At 39.2% G+C, this 17,152-nt stretch carries 16 protein-coding genes and 1 pseudogene; 6 read left to right on the forward strand and 11 right to left on the reverse strand.

Going from position 1 to position 17,152, the window contains the following annotated elements:
• Positions 1–91: 91 nt before the first annotated feature.
• Positions 92–1,411 (reverse strand): acetyl ornithine aminotransferase family protein, encoded by a 1,320-nt coding sequence (locus tag HWQ58_RS33740; RefSeq protein WP_292872511.1) that lies wholly within the window; start codon positions 1,409–1,411, stop codon positions 92–94.
• A gap of 337 nt (positions 1,412–1,748) precedes the next feature.
• On the opposite strand from HWQ58_RS33740, the gene HWQ58_RS33745 reads away from it, so the two are divergent.
• Together HWQ58_RS33745 and HWQ58_RS33750 are read left to right on the forward strand one after the other, a co-directional pair.
• Entirely contained in the window at positions 1,749–2,477 is a 729-nt protein-coding gene (locus tag HWQ58_RS33745; RefSeq protein WP_292872513.1) for a serine/threonine-protein kinase, read from the forward strand.
• 52 nt (positions 2,478–2,529) lie between these two features.
• Complete coding sequence (locus tag HWQ58_RS33750; RefSeq protein ID WP_292872515.1) at positions 2,530–2,802, forward strand: hypothetical protein; 273 nt, start codon at positions 2,530–2,532, stop codon at positions 2,800–2,802.
• Between the two features lie 10 nt (positions 2,803–2,812).
• On the opposite strand, the gene HWQ58_RS33755 is transcribed toward HWQ58_RS33750, so the two are convergent.
• Positions 2,813–3,091, reverse strand: a complete 279-nt coding sequence (locus HWQ58_RS33755) for a hypothetical protein (protein WP_292872517.1) — start codon at positions 3,089–3,091, stop codon at positions 2,813–2,815.
• 131 nt (positions 3,092–3,222) lie between these two features.
• Here HWQ58_RS33755 and HWQ58_RS33760 point away from each other — a divergent pair, with 131 nt between their 5' ends.
• From HWQ58_RS33760 to HWQ58_RS33770, 3 genes are all read left to right on the forward strand, one after another.
• On the forward strand, positions 3,223–4,698 hold the full coding sequence (locus HWQ58_RS33760) for a serine/threonine-protein kinase (protein WP_292872519.1): 1,476 nt from the start codon (positions 3,223–3,225) through the stop codon (positions 4,696–4,698).
• Between the two features lie 202 nt (positions 4,699–4,900).
• A complete protein-coding gene (locus HWQ58_RS33765) occupies positions 4,901–5,173 on the forward strand; it encodes a DUF2281 domain-containing protein (protein ID WP_292872521.1) in 273 nt (90 codons plus the stop codon).
• Positions 5,174–5,175: 2 nt separating this feature from the next.
• A complete protein-coding gene (locus HWQ58_RS33770) occupies positions 5,176–5,619 on the forward strand; it encodes a type II toxin-antitoxin system VapC family toxin (RefSeq protein WP_292872523.1) in 444 nt (147 codons plus the stop codon).
• A gap of 115 nt (positions 5,620–5,734) precedes the next feature.
• Here HWQ58_RS33770 and HWQ58_RS33775 read toward each other — a convergent pair.
• From HWQ58_RS33775 to HWQ58_RS33790, 4 genes and pseudogenes are all read right to left on the reverse strand, one after another.
• Positions 5,735–6,097: pseudogene (locus HWQ58_RS33775) on the reverse strand (aminotransferase class III-fold pyridoxal phosphate-dependent enzyme); the annotation flags it as partial.
• Between the two features lie 270 nt (positions 6,098–6,367).
• Complete coding sequence (locus tag HWQ58_RS33780; protein WP_292872525.1) at positions 6,368–6,934, reverse strand: DUF2808 domain-containing protein; 567 nt, start codon at positions 6,932–6,934, stop codon at positions 6,368–6,370.
• A gap of 22 nt (positions 6,935–6,956) precedes the next feature.
• On the reverse strand, positions 6,957–7,394 hold the full coding sequence (locus HWQ58_RS33785; protein ID WP_292872527.1) for a DoxX family protein: 438 nt from the start codon (positions 7,392–7,394) through the stop codon (positions 6,957–6,959).
• Between the two features lie 68 nt (positions 7,395–7,462).
• On the reverse strand, positions 7,463–7,819 hold the full coding sequence (locus HWQ58_RS33790) for a Spx/MgsR family RNA polymerase-binding regulatory protein (RefSeq protein ID WP_292872529.1): 357 nt from the start codon (positions 7,817–7,819) through the stop codon (positions 7,463–7,465).
• Between the two features lie 208 nt (positions 7,820–8,027).
• On the opposite strand from HWQ58_RS33790, the gene HWQ58_RS33795 reads away from it, so the two are divergent.
• Positions 8,028–10,202, forward strand: coding sequence for a DEAD/DEAH box helicase (locus HWQ58_RS33795; protein ID WP_292872531.1), 2,175 nt, complete (start codon positions 8,028–8,030; stop codon positions 10,200–10,202).
• 29 nt (positions 10,203–10,231) lie between these two features.
• Here the strand turns inward: HWQ58_RS33795 and HWQ58_RS33800 are convergent, their stop codons facing one another.
• The 5 genes from HWQ58_RS33800 to HWQ58_RS33820 all read right to left on the reverse strand — a co-directional run bounded on the left by HWQ58_RS33800 (position 10,232) and on the right by HWQ58_RS33820 (position 17,146).
• Positions 10,232–11,017, reverse strand: coding sequence for an FHA domain-containing protein (locus HWQ58_RS33800; protein ID WP_292872533.1), 786 nt, complete (start codon positions 11,015–11,017; stop codon positions 10,232–10,234).
• A 495-nt stretch (positions 11,018–11,512) separates the two neighbouring features.
• On the reverse strand, positions 11,513–14,206 hold the full coding sequence (locus HWQ58_RS33805; protein ID WP_292872535.1) for a PAS domain S-box protein: 2,694 nt from the start codon (positions 14,204–14,206) through the stop codon (positions 11,513–11,515).
• A 441-nt stretch (positions 14,207–14,647) separates the two neighbouring features.
• Positions 14,648–15,826 carry a DNA double-strand break repair nuclease NurA gene (locus HWQ58_RS33810; RefSeq protein WP_292872537.1) on the reverse strand — a complete coding sequence of 393 codons (1,179 nt, stop codon included), beginning with the start codon at positions 15,824–15,826 and terminating at the stop codon, positions 14,648–14,650.
• A 172-nt stretch (positions 15,827–15,998) separates the two neighbouring features.
• Positions 15,999–16,784 carry an HAD family hydrolase gene (locus HWQ58_RS33815; RefSeq protein WP_292872539.1) on the reverse strand — a complete coding sequence of 262 codons (786 nt, stop codon included), beginning with the start codon at positions 16,782–16,784 and terminating at the stop codon, positions 15,999–16,001.
• A 137-nt stretch (positions 16,785–16,921) separates the two neighbouring features.
• Positions 16,922–17,146, reverse strand: coding sequence for a Rieske 2Fe-2S domain-containing protein (locus HWQ58_RS33820; protein WP_366839138.1), 225 nt, complete (start codon positions 17,144–17,146; stop codon positions 16,922–16,924).
• Positions 17,147–17,152: the final 6 nt, after the last annotated feature.

The raw sequence follows: 17,152 nt of genomic DNA on the forward strand, positions 1-17,152 counted from the left end.
GGCATTGGGCATTGGGCATTGGGCATTGGGCATTGGGCATTGGGCATTGGGCATTCTCCTTGTCTCCCTTGTCCCCACTCCCCCTCATCTTTTAAGAACTTAAAATCTCACTGGTAATTTTAAGGGCTATCTGAATTTGGTCGCTGTCGATAACTAGAGGGGGACAGAAACGAATTGCTGCTTTACCGCAACCTAGTAACAATAAACCTCGTAAAAAAGCTTCTTGAATAATGCGATCGCGCAATTTATGATCAAGATTACCCTGTTCATCCAATAAATCTACCGCTACCATCAAACCCTTACCTCGTGGCAATGATACTCTGGGAAACCTTTGATGCAACTGGGTAAGACTAGCTTGTAATAATTCTCCCATTTGGGTAGCGTTGGTCATCAAACCACTTTCTAGCAGTCGCAGTGTGGCAATACCAGCAGCACAAGCTACGGGATTACCGCCAAATGTAGTAGCGTGAGAACCGGGAGGCCAAGTCATTAACTCAGGTCTGGCAAGTATCGCTCCTAAGGGCATACCACTGGCGATACCTTTAGCAGTAGTAATGATATCAGGCATCACACCCCAATGCTCGATCGCAAATAAGCGACCAGTCCGCCCCATCCCTGCTTGCACTTCATCCACTACCATTAGAATACCGTGGCGATCGCATATCTCCCGAATCCGCTGCAAAAAACCATCTTCGGGTACGATATACCCACCCTCTCCTTGAATCGGTTCGACTACGATCGCCGCTACTTCTTGCGGTGGTAAAATTGTGCTAAATAACTGTTTTTCCAAATAATCTAAGCTTGCGTGAGTGCCGTAGGGGATATGAGTCACCCCAGGAACTAAAGGCCCAAAATTAGCTCGTTGCACTGCTTTGGAACCAGTGAGAGACATTGCCCCATAAGTGCGTCCGTGAAATGCGCCTAAGAAGGCTACGATTAGCGATCGCTTGGTGTAATATCGAGCTAGTTTAATTGCTCCTTCGTTGGATTCTGCCCCAGAATTGGTGAAAAATATCTTTGCAGGAAACGCAGTATCACTCTGTGGGTGGGGAAAGGGAGCGCGAATCGCTAATTGTTCCGCTAGTTCCACCATCGGTTCATAATAAAAATCTGTCCCTGACATGTGCAGCAGACGCGCCGATTGTTCTTGAATTGCCTTGACGACTTCCGGGTGAGCGTGTCCGGTGGCGGTAACGGCAATACCTGCGGTCATATCCAGAAATACATTGCCATCCACATCTTCTACCATACAGCCCTGGCCGCGAGATACAACTAACGGGTAATCGCGGGTGTAAGAAGGGGAAGTTACAGCGCGATCGCGTTGTACAATTGCTTGAGCGCGAGGCCCAGGTAAGGAAGTTACTATACGGGGTGTAAAAGGTAAATTTAGGTTAATAGGGATACTTAACATAATTTTTTCAACTTTTTAAAGATTACTGATGATTAAAGGCTAAATGTTGATTGCTTACAGTAGCATTTGATTCCATTAGTGTAGAAAATTACGCATTTACCGAAAAATTAGAGTATGCGTTAGCAATCGTGAAAAATTACAGATACTTTTTCCTGAATCCTTAGAGGTATTTAACGAAAAAGCTTCATGGTAAAGACTTTCGTATTTTTTTAAAACTCTTGCCCGCTTTTATAACACACATTTTCCAGGTGCGTAGTCGTAACCCGCCGTAGGCATCGCATCCACAGGAGAATGGCTATATGCAAAAATTAATATAACTCTCTGAGATAATCAACCAATGACTTGGGCATCTGGACAGAAGTTACACCGCGATCAGTATGAAATTAAACAAAATTTAAGACAGGAGAACTTTGCTATTACTTATCTTGCTGAGGATCGGGCTAGCAAGAATGTTGTAATTAAAACATTGGATTCCAATTTACTTAATCAATTAAGTAACGTAGACCGCGATCGCTTAAAATCAGGTTTTGCAGATGAATCCCGTAAACTAGCAATATGCAAACATCCGAATATTGTCCAAGTCATTGATACCTTCGAGTCAGGTGATTTAAAATGCATGGTCATGGAGTATATTCCAGGAGATAATTTAGCCAAGATTGTCCAACCGCGAGGATTTCTCCCTGAAAAAGAGGCTTTAGATTACATCCAACAAATTGGAAAAGCACTCATAGTAGTGCATAAACAAGGATTTTTACATCGAAATGTGAAACCAGAAAATATCATTTTGCGGGCGGGTACGCATCAGGTTGTTTTGATAAACTTCGACTTAGCACGAAGATTCGTTGATAACCCAGTGTCAAGTCGCGGTAACTTAGTTGATAAATTTACACCAATTGAACTGTATTCCAACTCTCCTAGACAACAGGCGCGACGTAAACCTTGGACTGATATTTATTCTCTTGCGGCAACTTTATATTTTTTATTAACAGGAAAACTGCCAGAAAGTGCTATTGAGCGCCAAGATAACAATAAGCGTTTAATTCCACCTAAGGAATTTAACACCTAAGGAATTTAATGATAAGATTAGCGATCGCGTCAATCAAGCGATTCTCCACGCAATGGAACTACAACCCGACAACCGTCCCGAAACAGTAGAAGAGTGGTTAAAAGAATTGGGTTTAAACACAGCAAGTTTTTCTCTTCCCAAACTTCTTTGGGCACAACCTCTGTGGGCGTGGATATTAGAGATTATGAGTGTATTAGCCTTATTTGCAGCCTTGATATCAGGAATCAAAGATGGCACAGACTTATTCAAAGATTGGTTTCCAGGCAAACCAGCACCCCCGACACAACAAACCCCATCGTCTTCCACTCAACCACAAAATAGGTAGTAGGTCACGTCTACGCAATAGTTAGTTTTGAAGTCACATTTGTTGCTTTTGCGACTCCAATAGTTAGTTTTGAAGTCATATTTATTGCTTTTGCGACTCCAATAGTTAGTTTTGAAGTCACATTTGTTGCTTTTGCGACTCCAATAGTTAGTTTTGAAGTCATATTTATTGCTTTTGCGACTCCAATAGTTAGTTTTGAAGTCACATTTGTTGCTTTTGCGACTCCAATAGTTAGTTTTAAAGTCGCATTTGTTGCTTTTGCGGCTCCAAAAGTTAGTTTTAAAGTCACATTTGTTGCTTTTGCGACTGCAAAAGTTATTTTAGCAATAGCCAGAAAACCTCAATCTTCGTCTCTGCGCCTCTGCGTGAGCTATCCATCTTCTAATTTACCAACGCCAAGCACCATAACTCACAAAAAGCGTGTCAGAATCAACATTAGCCATCAATAAATGTGGGTATATGTTCTGGCAAAACGGACAGCTAATACATAACGGCAAATACAAAATAGAAAAACAGTTGGGTGGTGGCGGTTTTGCAGTTACCTACCAAGCAATGCATACCAAGCTAAACCGCCGAGTCGTCATCAAAACCCCCAACATCAGCGTCCAACGAGATCCAGATTATCCCAAATATGTTGAACGCTTCAAAAAAGAAGCACAGATGCTAGCAATGTGTTGTACAGACTCACATCCCCATATTGTGCAAGTATTCGACTTTTTTGTTGAAGAAGATGGTCGCTACTGCTTAGAGATGCAATATATAGCAGGCGAGAGTTTATGGGAATACGTGCAACGCCAAGGGAAATTACCCGAAACTGAAGCTGTAAGATACATCCGCCAAATGGGTTTAGCTTTGGTAGATGTACATAAAAAAGGAGTCTTTCATCTCGATGTCACTCCTCCCAATATTATGCTCAACTTTGATCCAAATGTTCCTAACTCAGGCAAAGCAGTATTAATTGACTTTGGTATCGCCGGGGATATGTCCCCACCGAGTACATTGTCTAGGTCTTTTGGTAACAAGGTATTTGCACCCTATGAGTTAACACGCAAAGGGATTCGTAACGCAACAGTTGATGTCTACTGTTTAGCTGGATCGTTGTACTATGCCATTACTGGACAACGCCCTACCAATTCCTTTGACCGCAAGTATGAGCAAGAGGAATTAGTATCACCAAAGCAATTTGTCCCTAGTCTTAGTGATGCTGTAAATGAAGCGATTCTGCAAGGCATGGCATTAGAGGCAAAAGATCGACCCCAGACAATGGAAGAGTGGTTGAATTTTCTCTCCTCCTCGCAAGCTAATCTAACAGAAGTGATATTAGCTTCAAATGTGGGGGTAAATTACCAAAATCTAGAAAATTTACTCAAAGCGGGTCAATGGAAAGCAGCAAACCAAGAAACCACCAGAGTCATGCTGAAAGTAGCCAAAAGAGAACAGCAAGGCTGGCTTGGTTATGAATCTATTGAAAATTTTCCCTGCACAGATTTACGCACAATTGACCAATTGTGGGTAAAATACAGCAATGGTCATTTTGGCTTTAGCGTACAAAAACGTATTTGGCTAGAATGCGGTGGCAAAGTAGATTATAAAACGGAGTATCTTTTGGGCGATCGATTAGGCTGGCGCAATAATGAAGGCTGGGTAAAGGACAATGAATACAACTATTCGCTAGACTCTACCCAGGGGCATCTCCCTACGCTTCCACGGTCAGCGATCTTTACTACTACAGTTAAGGAGATTGGGGTAAAGGATAATGAATACAACTATTCGCTAGACTCTACCCAGCATTTTGATCTCCCTAGGCTTCCACTATTTGGATCTTTAATCTGTCGGGTGAACTCTATTGATGTTACTTCTTCTCTCGCGTCCAGACTTGTAAATTGTAATGTATAAAGGTTTACGAGATTTGTAAAACTTTGTGAACAAGATATATTCCACGAAGCCTTGCGGGTTCTAGCTTTTCGTTACCTGGCACTGTTTAAATAAGCGAGGTACTCAGGCGCACGCTTTGCAAACACAAAAAGCCGCAATCAATATTAGATTAGGATATAAATTCAATACCCAGTTTTTCAACCATGTAAATACAGGGGTAATAATGACTATTAAAGAACAAATTAACCAAGAACTAGAAAAATTACCTGAACCCTTATTGCAGGAAATTTTAGACTTTGTGCAATCTTTGCAAGCCAAACATGAAAAAAATAGTATATCTTCAGATAGCCAACCTGCTCAAACGCTTACAACAGAGCACACCTTAACAGGTTCTACTGCTGAAGATTTATTAGAATTTGTGGGCAGTTGGGAAGGTTCAGATATTAAAGAATGCCTGCAACTAGTTCATGACAGTCGGATACCTCTAGAATTGTAATTATGTATCTCTTGGATACTAATCACTGTTCCTTTTTGATGGAAGGGATGCCTAGTGTTGTGAATCACTTGCGCTCGCTTGGTCAGGTACAATTAGCAACTAGTGTTATTGTTGCTGGTGAGTTGCACTTTATGGCGCAAAATTCACATCAAAAAGCTGCTAATTTAATAAAAATCAATGCATTTATCAAACGAATTAACCTATACGGGATCGACAAAGAAACAACAGAAATATACGGTGATTTTAAATCAGAAATTATTAAACAATTTGGCTCAAAAGAAAAAAATAAACGTAAAACAACTAAATTGAATACTATAGGCATTAGTGAAAATGACCTCTGGATAGCTGCTACAGTTTTACGTCATTCATTGACTCTTGTTTCATCTGACAGCGACTTCGAGCGAATGCGACAAGTAAGAGAAATTTCTTGGGAAAGTTGGGTGTAAATTAAGCAGACTAAAAAAATATCCAATTTACACCCACTCAACTAAAAAACTTCTTCACGCATCTCACAAATATCTCCACACCCATTCCCAATGCCGTCTCATCAAAATCAAACCGGGGATAGGGAGCGCGAATTGCTAATTGTTCCGCTAGTTCTACCATCGGCTCATAATAAAAATCTGTCCCTGACATGTGCAGCAGACGCGCCGACTGTTCTTGAATTGCCTTAACGACTTCCGGGTGAGCGTGTCCGGTGGCGGTGACAGCAATACCTGCGGTCATATCCAGAAATACATTGCCATCCACATCTTCCACCATACAGCCCTGGCCGCGAGATACAACTAACGGGTAATCGCGGGTGTAAGAAGGAGAAGTTACGGCGCGATCGCGTTGTACAATTGCTTGAGCGCGAGGCCCAGGCAAGGAAGTTACTAGATGGGGTATACGAGGTAAATTTAGTTTAATAGGAATACTTAACATAATTTTTTTCTATTTTTTAAAGATTACTGATGATTAAACGCTAAAGCTTAATTGCTTACAGTAGCATTTGATTCTATTGCTGTAAGAATTACGCATTTACCGAAAAATCAGAGAACACGTCAGCGCTCAGGAAAAATACAGCTAATTTTTCCTGAATCTTCAGAAGTATTTAACGAAAAAGCTTGATGGTAAGCCCTTTCGTATTGTTTAAGACTCTTGCCCGTTTTTATAACACAACTTTTAGAAAATGTTCCCTATTCCCTATTCCCTCTATGGGAACCACCAACTTCCCCAATTGCTGTAAAACTGAAACCGTCCAAAGCCGAGAAATTGACCGTGAGCTTTTTCACCCACAGGGAATGCTGTAACACCGAATAAATAAACACCAGAAAAGCTCGGATTACTCACAGGGCGGAGGGCGATTGTAATTGTCTGTCCTGGAGTTACAGGCGGGTCAAAGTTTACAGAAACAGTGCGTGTCTTGCGCTCGTTTGTAACTGAGCCTAGTTTCAGTTGCGTTTCTTTGCGATCGCGTGTTCCGACAAATGCACGGGTATCATCAAGATTGTAACGAATGTTTTCCGATCCCTCTTTTTGGGCGATCGTTACCTTCTGGAGGGATTCTCCAGCATTTTCCGGCACATTGATAGTGAAATAGTAAGTTCCGCCCCAAACATTCACCTCTTTGTAAGTAGTTGTCGCGTTAACAAGTTTCGGCGGTTGGACGAAATAGACTAGGCCATCTCTAAGCTGCACAGCTTGAGTCACCGGAAGCGTAACTTCTCCAATGCCTATTGCTAACGAGAGTGTTATTCCAAACAAAGTTGTGAGGCGCATGATTCAGATATAAAAAACGCACTTATTCTAATTCTAGTTCCTTGGGAATCAGTGACTTAGGAATGATAGAAGCTTGTTTTTCCCCAACCGAAGATTTTGTGTACCACCAAGCCCAAGCAATTAAAACAGCTTGAAGGGGAAGCCTGACTACGTGTACCCAAGGTGAGTTTGGTATATGTTCTAGCTGAATGTGATTAACCGCCATATTGATATTGGCAGGGAAAACCGCAATAAAAAGTGCAAGAAGTCCCCAAGCAGCAGCTTGACTTACAGGCGGAACTAATAACCCAATACCACCCAAAATTTCATAAAAGCCACTGAGATAAACTAATCCTAAAGGGTAAGGAAGTTGGGGTGGCATAATTTTGACATAAGGTTCTGGAATAACAAAGTGTGTCACTCCAACCACAATGATGGATATAGCAAGGATGACACGTAATGTTTCCTTATACTTCTTCATGGTTTTTGCCTCATTATATACTTGCTCTATTACTTCAGTTTGACTGACGGATGTTAATCTGCATTGAGTCAATAGGAGTAAAAACTGAAAATACTCATTCCCTCATCTTTAAAGCCAACCAGCACAGCTGTTCCATCTTTAACGAAAAGTGGACGTTTGAGCAGCATTGCGTCGTGAGTGAATGCATCAACCCACTGTTCGTCAGCCCAAGTCTTCTTTTCATCTCCTAAAGCGCGGTAAGATTGACCAGAGGTGTTTCGCATGGGAGCAAAACCCAAAGACTTCACCCAGTTTTGAATCATCTCACGAGTCGGCGGAGTATCTTTGGTGTTGATAAACTCATGGTCAATGTTGTTATATTGGAGCCACGTCAAAGCTTTTTTGCAAGTGCTGCAATTGGGAATTCCGTAGACTTGAATAGACATAAAATAATTAAAACAATCTTCATATATGACATAGTAGGTGGAACTTCTGCCACCAATGCTCTTGTCGTAGATATTCTACGACAAAAATTTAAGGGTAGCGATCGCTTTTAGTAATCGGTAATTCCAAGTATAGACCTCATCGATCCATGATTTGAGAGTTCTGAAATACCAAGGAGTAGTTTTACTAACACTTTCATCTATAAAAAATATGAGCGATGCCTTTAGCCGACTTGCACCCTTCATCCAAGAATATATTTATCATCACCAGTGGACTGAATTACGTCCAGTTCAAATTGCCGCTTGTCAAGTCATATTTGACACTGATGCTCACTTGTTAGTTACTGCTGCAACTGCTGCTGGTAAAACAGAAGCAGCTTTTCTACCAGTTTTAACTCTATTACATACCAACCCTGCCGCCACAATTGGCGCATTATATATTAGTCCAATCAAAGCTTTAATTAACGATCAATTTGAGCGTCTCAATGACTTACTCAAAGAAGCAGACATTCCAGTTTGGCACTGGCATGGCGATGTTTCGCAAACTCGAAAAAACAAGCTTTTAAAGAATCCTCAAGGCATTCTCCAAATTACCCCAGAATCTTTAGAAAGTTTGTTAATTAACAAAAATCAAGACCTACCTCGCTTATTCGGTGATTTAAGGTTTGTCATCATTGATGAAATTCACGCCTTTATGGGTTCAGAACGCGGTTGTCAAATTATTTGCCAATTGCAACGTTTAGCAAAGTTGACCCAAAAACAACCACGTCGTATTGGTTTATCGGCAACTCTTGGGGATTACTCAATAGCTGAAGAGTGGTTGCGTTCGGGAACAGATAAGCCAGTAATTACACCAAAAATGGATGGTATAAAACGCCAAATAAAACTAGCTGTAGAACATTTTTATATTACTGATGAAATAGATGAATCAGAAGCGACAGCAGATGAACAATATATTTTCAACCTCAGCAAGTCTCGCAAATGCCTGATATTTGCTAATAATCGCACACGTACCGAATCTGTAATTGCATCTTTGCGACAAATCGCCACAGAACAAGGATTACCAGATATATATCATGTGCATCATGGGAGTATATCTGCTAGTTTGCGGCAAGCTGCTGAAAATGCGATGCGTGAACCCAACAATCCAGCTGTTACCGCCGCCACTCTAACTCTAGAATTAGGCATAGATATCGGTTATTTAGAGCGAGTGATTCAGTTAGAATCACCCTTGTCTGTAGCTAGTTTTTTACAGCGTTTGGGACGCAGTGGTAGAAGAGGAGAAGCTGCCGATATGCGTTTCGTCTGCGCTGAAGAGAAGGCATTAGCAGAAGATTCTCTGCCAGAACAAATCCCCTGGCAACTTTTACAGTGTATTGCGATAATTCAACTTTATTTAGAGGAACAATGGATTGAACCAATTATACCAATTAAATATCCTTTGAGTTTGCTTTATCACCAAACAATGAGTATTTTAACAGCTACAGGAGAAATTTCAGCTAATGCTTTAGCTAAACAAATTTTTAGTCTGCCACCCTTTGCTGCGATTTCTCAAGAGGATTTACAACTATTACTACGCTATTTAATTGATATTGGTCATATTCAGTATACTGAACAAGGTAAATTAATCCTGGGTTTGGCAGGAGAAAAAGTGGTGAGAAAATTTCAGTTTTATGCTGTCTTTGCTGAACAGCAAGAATACATTGTTAAGCAAGGTTCAACAGAAATTGGCAGTATTGTCACGCCACTTCCTGTTGGTAATCAATTTGCTTTAGCTGGCAGAACTTGGGAAGTCGTAGAAGTTGACTTTCAAAAGAAGGCTATTTTTGTTAAACAAGCTGAGGGGAAATCTAGTATTTATTGGCGTGGTGGTGGTGGGACTATTCATACCAAAGTTTTGCAACGAATGCAACAAGTCTTATTTGAAAATATCGAGTACAGTTACTTGCAAAAAAATGCTTTGCAACGCTTACATCAAGTTCGCAAATTGGTGCAACAGGTTGAATTAGATAAACACAAGATTGTAGAATTAGAGAAAGGTAAATGCTGTATTTTTCCTTGGATGGGTACGGTTGCTTATCGCACCTTAGAAAGGTTGCTCAACTCTTACTGCCGGGAATCGTTAGAAATTACAAGTATTGGCGGAGTAAATCCCTATTATTTGACAATTAAATTAGGCAAGGATAAATTTAAATATCTTTATCGTGAAATTACTTCCTTGTGCGAACAAAGAATTACCTCAGAAGATTTAGTTAGTACTTCAGAAGCACCGGAAATTCAAAAGTATGATGGTTTTATTCCTCATCCACTTTTACGGAAAGCTTTTGCTAACGATTATTTGGATTTGAGAGAACTGAAACAGCAAGTGGCATTGTGGAAAGAATAAAAAGATAATTCGTAATTATTTAAAATCAGCTATTTTTTAATTAATTTCTGGAGCGATCGCAAATCATAATTTAAGATTTTTCCAGTATTCAAAAGTTGATATCCAGCGAGAAATAAAGCAGATGATGCCACAACAACTAAAAGATTAACTGACGCGAACACATTACCAGTAAAAGCTATAACTATAATTCCTAGCGCTATCAAAATCCATCCTAAGTTAGGGTTTATTCGCTGCTGACAAAGGACGAAAATACCGGAAATACATAGTAATAAACCAGGAATACCAAAAAATATACCAACACGAATATTTGCAGTTAAAATGATGATGCCTGCAACCATCAAAGCAAAGCCTATATACCTGGTTGTTTGATTCACCAGAGTTTGTCTGCTGTTCAGAGCAATTTGAGCCTGCATTTTTGTGGAACTTGTAAGAGGAAGAAGATTTTGTTGAGATTGTATCTTATCTTGAAATATAAATGTAACTTTTTCTCCTTGACCAAGGTCTATTTTATCTCCTATATTTATTTGGCAGAGTGTTCTAGGTTCTAATCTAGTGTTGTTGACAAATGTGCCATTAGAACTTCCTAAATCTTCAATCAAGTAATTATTTATATGGATTTGAATCCGTGCGTGGATGCGAGAAACTACATCTACATCTGGCAAGTTGGAAACATCAATATCCGGCGGAATTTGGTCATTTGGTTTACCGATATGAAACACCGCAGTATTTGGTGATAACTCAAAAGCAGTGTTGGTTTGGACATGAAAAAGCTCTAAACTCAGTCCTATAGTGTTGGATGTACTGAAATTTTGCATAGTTTTTAGTCAATATTTTCTCTAGACTTTTGATTATTGCAAATTAGTAGACAATTTAAATCCGTTATGGCTTACCGATTCTCCTATCTGATGTAAAGGAATCTCAATCCAAACAGAACTCTACAGTAACGAGCCACGGTGCTACTAAGCACTTGTTCATAAAATTCAATTTAAATTATAGACAAGTAAGTCGGTGAGAAGAATTCAAACTATATTAACTAATGTAAAAAATATTCAAATTATTTTGTAGTGAGGGCTTCAGCCCTGAAAATATGGCTTTAGCCCTCACTACAAACCTTTAATTATTTACGTCGTCTTACTTAGTTGATCTTAGAGTACCGAACGACTAACTGACCTTAGTTTGCTCATGTGGACTAAGATCAGTTATCAGTTAGGCATAACATGTGAGCAGAGGGCTATTTACATATTTTTTCTGAAACAAATCTCAAAGTACAGCTTTGCGGAAAATCGTGGCGTTTTTAAACGTAGAGTATTTTAAATTGGAATGTGAATCCAGAATTCTGTGCCTTGTCCTGGTTCTGATATACAATTCAAGATTCCACCATGTTTTTCTACTACAATTTGGTAGCTAATTGACAGTCCTAGACCTGTTCCCTTTCCTACCTCTTTTGTGGTGAAAAATGGATCAAATAAGCGCTTTTTAATGTCTTCTACCATTCCTAATCCGTTGTCAGCAATTCGGATAACAGCAAATTTACTCTCTAAAATTTCAGTACGAATTATAATTTGCGGTTTATAATTTGTTTTTATCCTGACCATTGATTCTTCTAAAGCATCGATCGCATTAGTTAAAATATTCATAAAGACTTGATTAAGCTGCCCAGGATAGCAATCAACTAAAGGCAAATCACCATATTCTTTAACTATAGATATATTTAAGCCAATTCCATTATTTTTCCAGCGGTGATGCAAAATTAATAACGTATTGTCAATTCCTTCATGAATATCAACTAGTTTTTTTTCTGCTTCATCATGACGAGAAAAATTTCGCAATCCCAAAACAATCTCACGAATACGATTAGTACCCATATTCATCGAGGATAGGAGTTTAGAAAGATCGCTAGTAATGAATTCAATATCAATTTTTGCAGCAAAATCTTCAATTTCTACTTCCGGTTGGGGATAATGTTGTTGATAAAGGTGCAAGAGAGTTAACATCTCTTGAAAGTATTCGTTAGCATAGGTTAAGTTACCATGAATAAAACTAACTGGATTGTTAATTTCATGGGCCACTCCAGCGACTAATTGTCCTAAGCTAGACATTTTTTCATTCTGGATCAGTTGAGATTGAGTTTGTTGCAATTTATGCAAGGTTTCGGTGAGTTTTTCAGCTTGAGTTTGAGCTTCTAAAGTAGCAGTGCGACTTTGAGTATAAACTTGTGCATGATCGATGGCGATCGCTAGTTGATCGCAAACAGCTTGTAATAGGTTAATTTCACTGTTAGTCCAAATGCGATCGCCACTACAATGACTGCACACAATTGCTCCAATTTCCCCAGAATTACTCTTAATTGGTAGCATTAGTTGAGATGTAATACCAAACTCAGTTAAAAGTTCTTGCACATCATATTCGAGATGTGATTTGCTATTAATATTGTCGATGCAGCTTAGTTCTTGAGAGAGAAGGTTTTGAGTCAAAAAAGTACTTTTTTGCAGTGGAATACTGCCTAACATACTTGCCAAGTTAGGATTTCGCGCTTCATAGCTAATAGTCAGGCTTGGTTGAGATGGATGCGGTAAATAAGAAAGAAAGTAGCAACGGTCAATTTGTAATAAGCTGCGAATTTCATTCACAGCAGTTTCTAAGATCATATCTAGGTTAAGAGAACTGCGGATTTGGCTAGCTAAACGCAGTAATAAAGCTTCCCGACGACTGAAGAGTTCTTCTCGCGCCCAGATTCGGTCAATAGCCACAGCAATATTATTAGCAATCCAATTTAAGAGGTTATGAGTTGGTTCGGTAAATAATTGCTTGCTAAATAAAGCCATTATACCGATTATTTGCTGCTCTACTATTAGGGGATAAGCAGAAAATCGTAAAATTGATAATGTAGAATTTAGAAGTTCATTGGAATTATTAATTGATAGTTCTTCGTTAAAAATTGCTTGATGATTTTGAATCATTAAGCCAATAATATTATTGACTAAAGCAATATGCTCTGGGAAATCTTGGGTATCGCTCAAAGCACTACAACTAATATCTGTGCAATGAACACCAGCCTGCAATTGTAACTGATTTGTCTGTCTTTCAAATGTCCAGATACAAACAAAACCGATATCAAGATATTGGGAAATAGTATTTGTACAATTTTGCAAAATTTCTGGAAGTGTGCCACTTTGAGATAAGGCTAAACTGACTTCTGCACTCAAAACTGACAAGCGCGATCGCTCCAATAAAGCTAACTCTGAAAGCTTGCGGTGTGTAATATCTGTACGAATTGATACATATTGATAGGGTTTTCCATCTTGTCCCAACATTGGGGCGATCAAAGTATCTACCCAATAAAAAGTACCATCCTTGGCTTTATTTTGAATTTCTCCTTTCCATATTTTTCCTTGAGCAATAGTTTTCCATAAATTTGCAAAAAATTCTTTTGTGTGGTGTCCAGAATTGATAATTCGATGATCTTGCCCTAAAAGTTCTTCTGCAGAATATTGAGAAACTTTACAAAATAAGTCATTGACATAGGTTATTCTTCCAGTTCTATCAGTAATAGCTACCAGTGAATGAGCATTTAAGGCAAATTTAAAAGCTTCTAATTCTTGGATAGAATTTTTTAGTGCTATCTCATTCTCTTTGTTAAGAGTTATGTCACGAGCTACTGCATAAATCAACTTTTCTTCACTGAAACCAGTCGCATTCCACGATAGCCATTTGTAAGAACCATCCTGACAAAGATAGCGATTTTCAAAACTGATTGCGTCTACAGATTGTGTAATTTTTTGGGCTACTGCAATAGTTGATTCACGGTCTTCAGGGTGAATAAATTCGATAAAAGGTTTAGCAACTAGTTCATCAATTGACCAACCTAATGTTTTTGTCCATACTGGATTTAAATACTTAAAATAACCATCAAAATTAGCAATACACAATAAATCTATAGAAAGTGAGAAAAATCGAGAGTATTTTTTTTCAGATTGTTTGTACTCAGATTTAACTAGTTTCATCAGCTTTTTAGGTATGAAGATTTTTGGATAAAAGGTAATACGTTTATCGTTAAAATTGAATAATCATTGCAATAAAATCTTTCAATCTAGAGACTTGCCTAATGTCAGTTATCACTAAGACTAGTTACTTACGAATAAAAACGTAATGAACTTGATAGTAAAGCCAATAAGTATCTACTAGTTTTTACTGAGTAAGCTAGCTAGCTGTTGACTTAATTCTCTACTAAATAAAGGTTTCCCTAAAAAGCTGTAAAGTAAACATTTAGATTTTAAACTTAAGATAAGAAGTGTTACGTAAATTTTTATCTGTCATTTTCCTTAAGTAGCTAAGGTATTAAGACCGTAAAGCGTAATTCTTAGTTAAGAATTCAATTATGAATTACGAATTACGAATTACGTTAGCGCAGCGTTAGCGACGCAGGAGCGTCATTACGAATTATTTTAAGCAATACTCCCGCGCTTTCTGGCTTCTTTGTAGGAGGTTCCGACATTTTTTAAACCAGCTTTAATCATTTGTTGTTCGAGTAGGGCAAAAAAACGCGCTTTATCGCCACCTTTTACTACTGCTTGATTATGCGCTTCAGCGATCGCTACAGGATAACCATACCCTTTTTGAACTTGTGCTAACATCAGTCCCAGTGCTTGGTCTAACATGGTTGGATTCTCTGCTACCCATGCCGGAACTTCAATTCGGGCGATTTCAGTGCCAACGTGGACATAGCAAAAGTAAATAGTTTGATCGCCGTAAAGTTCCAAAATGGGCGAATTACTGCGCCACAGAGTACTACGTTGTCCGGGTTTGAGTCGGGTTCCCCAAATAGAAGTATCTCGCAACTGTTCAAAAATTTTGCAAGGTACTTTTTCTAGCTGATTTGGGCAATGACTTTTACAGTCTGGTACTGGATGGGGACAAGCCAATAGCCGTAAAAAGTTCATGGTTTCGATGCTGCGAGAGGCACTAAGATAGCCCATCAACGGAATTTTAGCCTCACGCATCTGCTGCCAAGCTTCCAGGATGGGGGGTAAAATGCGATCGCGTGCATCAATCGGTAACTGTTCTAAAAACCAGTAAATTAGCGAACCATCTACCATCGCTAGCGCTGGCGTTTCCCCTAGCGCTGCACTACACGCCAGTTCTGCTAACACCGTTGTTTCTGAAGCAGTGCGGCGGAAACTCATCCATTCCTCAGTTCTAATTCCCCACTGCCGAGACATATATAAATCTTCTGGGCGGTAAAATACTTCTGGCAAACTATCGAGTAGCGGATGGCGATTTTGTCCGTAGTGTAAGACGACTCTGCCGATATTTAGCAGATAACAGTAAGCAATTTCATGATGGTTGGGGGCAATTTGGGAACCATCAGTAGCGATGACAGTATGAATTTTTGGCGGAATAGGGATATCGATGCAGGTTTCTAGTGCTTCAATTGGGGTAGCATTAGCAAAGAGAATGCGATCGCGCCATTTTTCCTGGCGATCGATTAAATCTTGTTGGCACTCGTAAGCATTTTTTAAATGTTGTTGTGCCAGTTCTAAACGCTGACGACTGGCAGCAGCTTCTAAGGTAAGATGCTGACTTAAACCCTGCATTTCTCGCGCCAGTTTTGTTAGGTCAAGCATAAAAGTAAGTGCGAAGTAAGGAGTGAATACTTGTAAGTTATTATTTCACCTAAATTTACAAAATACATAATTTTATTTAGATAGATACGTCCATAAATTAGATATGTATTATTCAGAACTATTGTAGAGACGTAACACTGCTACGTCTCTTTTTCACTAGATACTTAATATATTAAAGCCAAGCTGAGAAATCTTTGGCAAACTGAGAAAGTGATAACAACTGAATTCGTGGATCGTTTTGAGCAGTTTCCCGTTCGGCTTGGGTGTTATAGCCCCAGTCTGCAAGGAAAAGTTTCACATCCTCAAGGTCTGCTTGCTGTTGGACTAACTGTAATGTCTTGAGTCTATCTTCTACAAACCAGAGACTAACTGGCTTGTCTTCTACTGACTGGATTAATTCTCGCAAAATATCATATTTGGGACGCTTGACTTCTTTCCCAAAGATTGCTTCTGGTGGTAAATTCACTCCTTCTTGTTGCAACAACTGTTGTACAAAACGCCCTTCTTTAGTTGTTACAATGTATAGCTTAACTCCACTGTCAATAGTTAATTTGATTTTTTCTACTACCGCCGGATAAAATCTATGCAGACTCAGCCAACCATCTAAATCTGTGGTAATCCATTCATCTCGCTGCTTATCTAGTTTCGCACCTATTTCTTTTGCTTCTAGCTTATCATTTAACAAAATTTGTGGGGCAATGCTTACCCATTCATGAAGAATTTTTTCGTCAGGAGTTCCATCTATCAAGGCTTTAATTAAAATGGGCATTTCCCAACCCGTTTCAATAACAGGTCTTAGGCGATAGAATCTCAAAGCTAAATCATCTGGTGGTGTGTCGTTAGCAGAAGACCAAATTTCACAGTAGCTACGCCATGCTACCTCAAAATATTCAATTAATCCGTCGCAAATCACTCCATCAAAGTCCAGGGCTAAAATTTTGGGACTACTTGCGGTCATTGGTTTGAGAATAAAACTGCTGTTGTCAGCTTATCCGACAAATTTAAATCATGCAGTAATTTTTGTTAGTCTTTTATAATTTATAACTTCCTGAAAAAGTATGGTGGAATTGTGACATTTGATTGGTTATTAGTAGATTAACGAGGATCTACAGCAGGTTTGCGATCAACTAAACGAATTTGGTTTTGCTTGACTACTACGGGGATTAGTGGTAAAGAACGTTTAGCTGGGCTACGAACAACTCGACCCTGAGAATCGTATTGAGATCGATGACAAGGACAAATAAAGTGATTCTTCTCAAAATCCCACTTGACTGTACATCCTAAATGGGTGCAGATTGGACTGATAGCGTACTCAGCAATTTGTGG

Source organism: Nostoc sp. LPT, assembly GCF_017115165.1.
Taxonomy (GTDB): Bacteria; Cyanobacteriota; Cyanobacteriia; order Cyanobacteriales; family Nostocaceae; genus Nostoc.

Coding starts and splice junctions, on each gene's coding strand:
- HWQ58_RS33765 (WP_292872521.1), top strand. CDS start 4,901: ATGACTATTAAAGAACAAATTAACCAAGAACTAGAAAAATTACCTGAA.
- HWQ58_RS33770 (WP_292872523.1), top strand. CDS start 5,176: ATGTATCTCTTGGATACTAATCACTGTTCCTTTTTGATGGAAGGGATG.
- HWQ58_RS33750 (WP_292872515.1), top strand. CDS start 2,530: ATGGAACTACAACCCGACAACCGTCCCGAAACAGTAGAAGAGTGGTTA.
- HWQ58_RS33745 (WP_292872513.1), top strand. CDS start 1,749: ATGACTTGGGCATCTGGACAGAAGTTACACCGCGATCAGTATGAAATT.
- HWQ58_RS33740 (WP_292872511.1), bottom strand. CDS start 1,411: ATGTTAAGTATCCCTATTAACCTAAATTTACCTTTTACACCCCGTATA.
- HWQ58_RS33815 (WP_292872539.1), bottom strand. CDS start 16,784: ATGACCGCAAGTAGTCCCAAAATTTTAGCCCTGGACTTTGATGGAGTG.
- HWQ58_RS33795 (WP_292872531.1), top strand. CDS start 8,028: ATGAGCGATGCCTTTAGCCGACTTGCACCCTTCATCCAAGAATATATT.
- HWQ58_RS33805 (WP_292872535.1), bottom strand. CDS start 14,206: ATGAAACTAGTTAAATCTGAGTACAAACAATCTGAAAAAAAATACTCT.
- HWQ58_RS33810 (WP_292872537.1), bottom strand. CDS start 15,826: ATGCTTGACCTAACAAAACTGGCGCGAGAAATGCAGGGTTTAAGTCAG.
- HWQ58_RS33800 (WP_292872533.1), bottom strand. CDS start 11,017: ATGCAAAATTTCAGTACATCCAACACTATAGGACTGAGTTTAGAGCTT.
- HWQ58_RS33790 (WP_292872529.1), bottom strand. CDS start 7,819: ATGTCTATTCAAGTCTACGGAATTCCCAATTGCAGCACTTGCAAAAAA.
- HWQ58_RS33785 (WP_292872527.1), bottom strand. CDS start 7,394: ATGAAGAAGTATAAGGAAACATTACGTGTCATCCTTGCTATATCCATC.
- HWQ58_RS33780 (WP_292872525.1), bottom strand. CDS start 6,934: ATGCGCCTCACAACTTTGTTTGGAATAACACTCTCGTTAGCAATAGGC.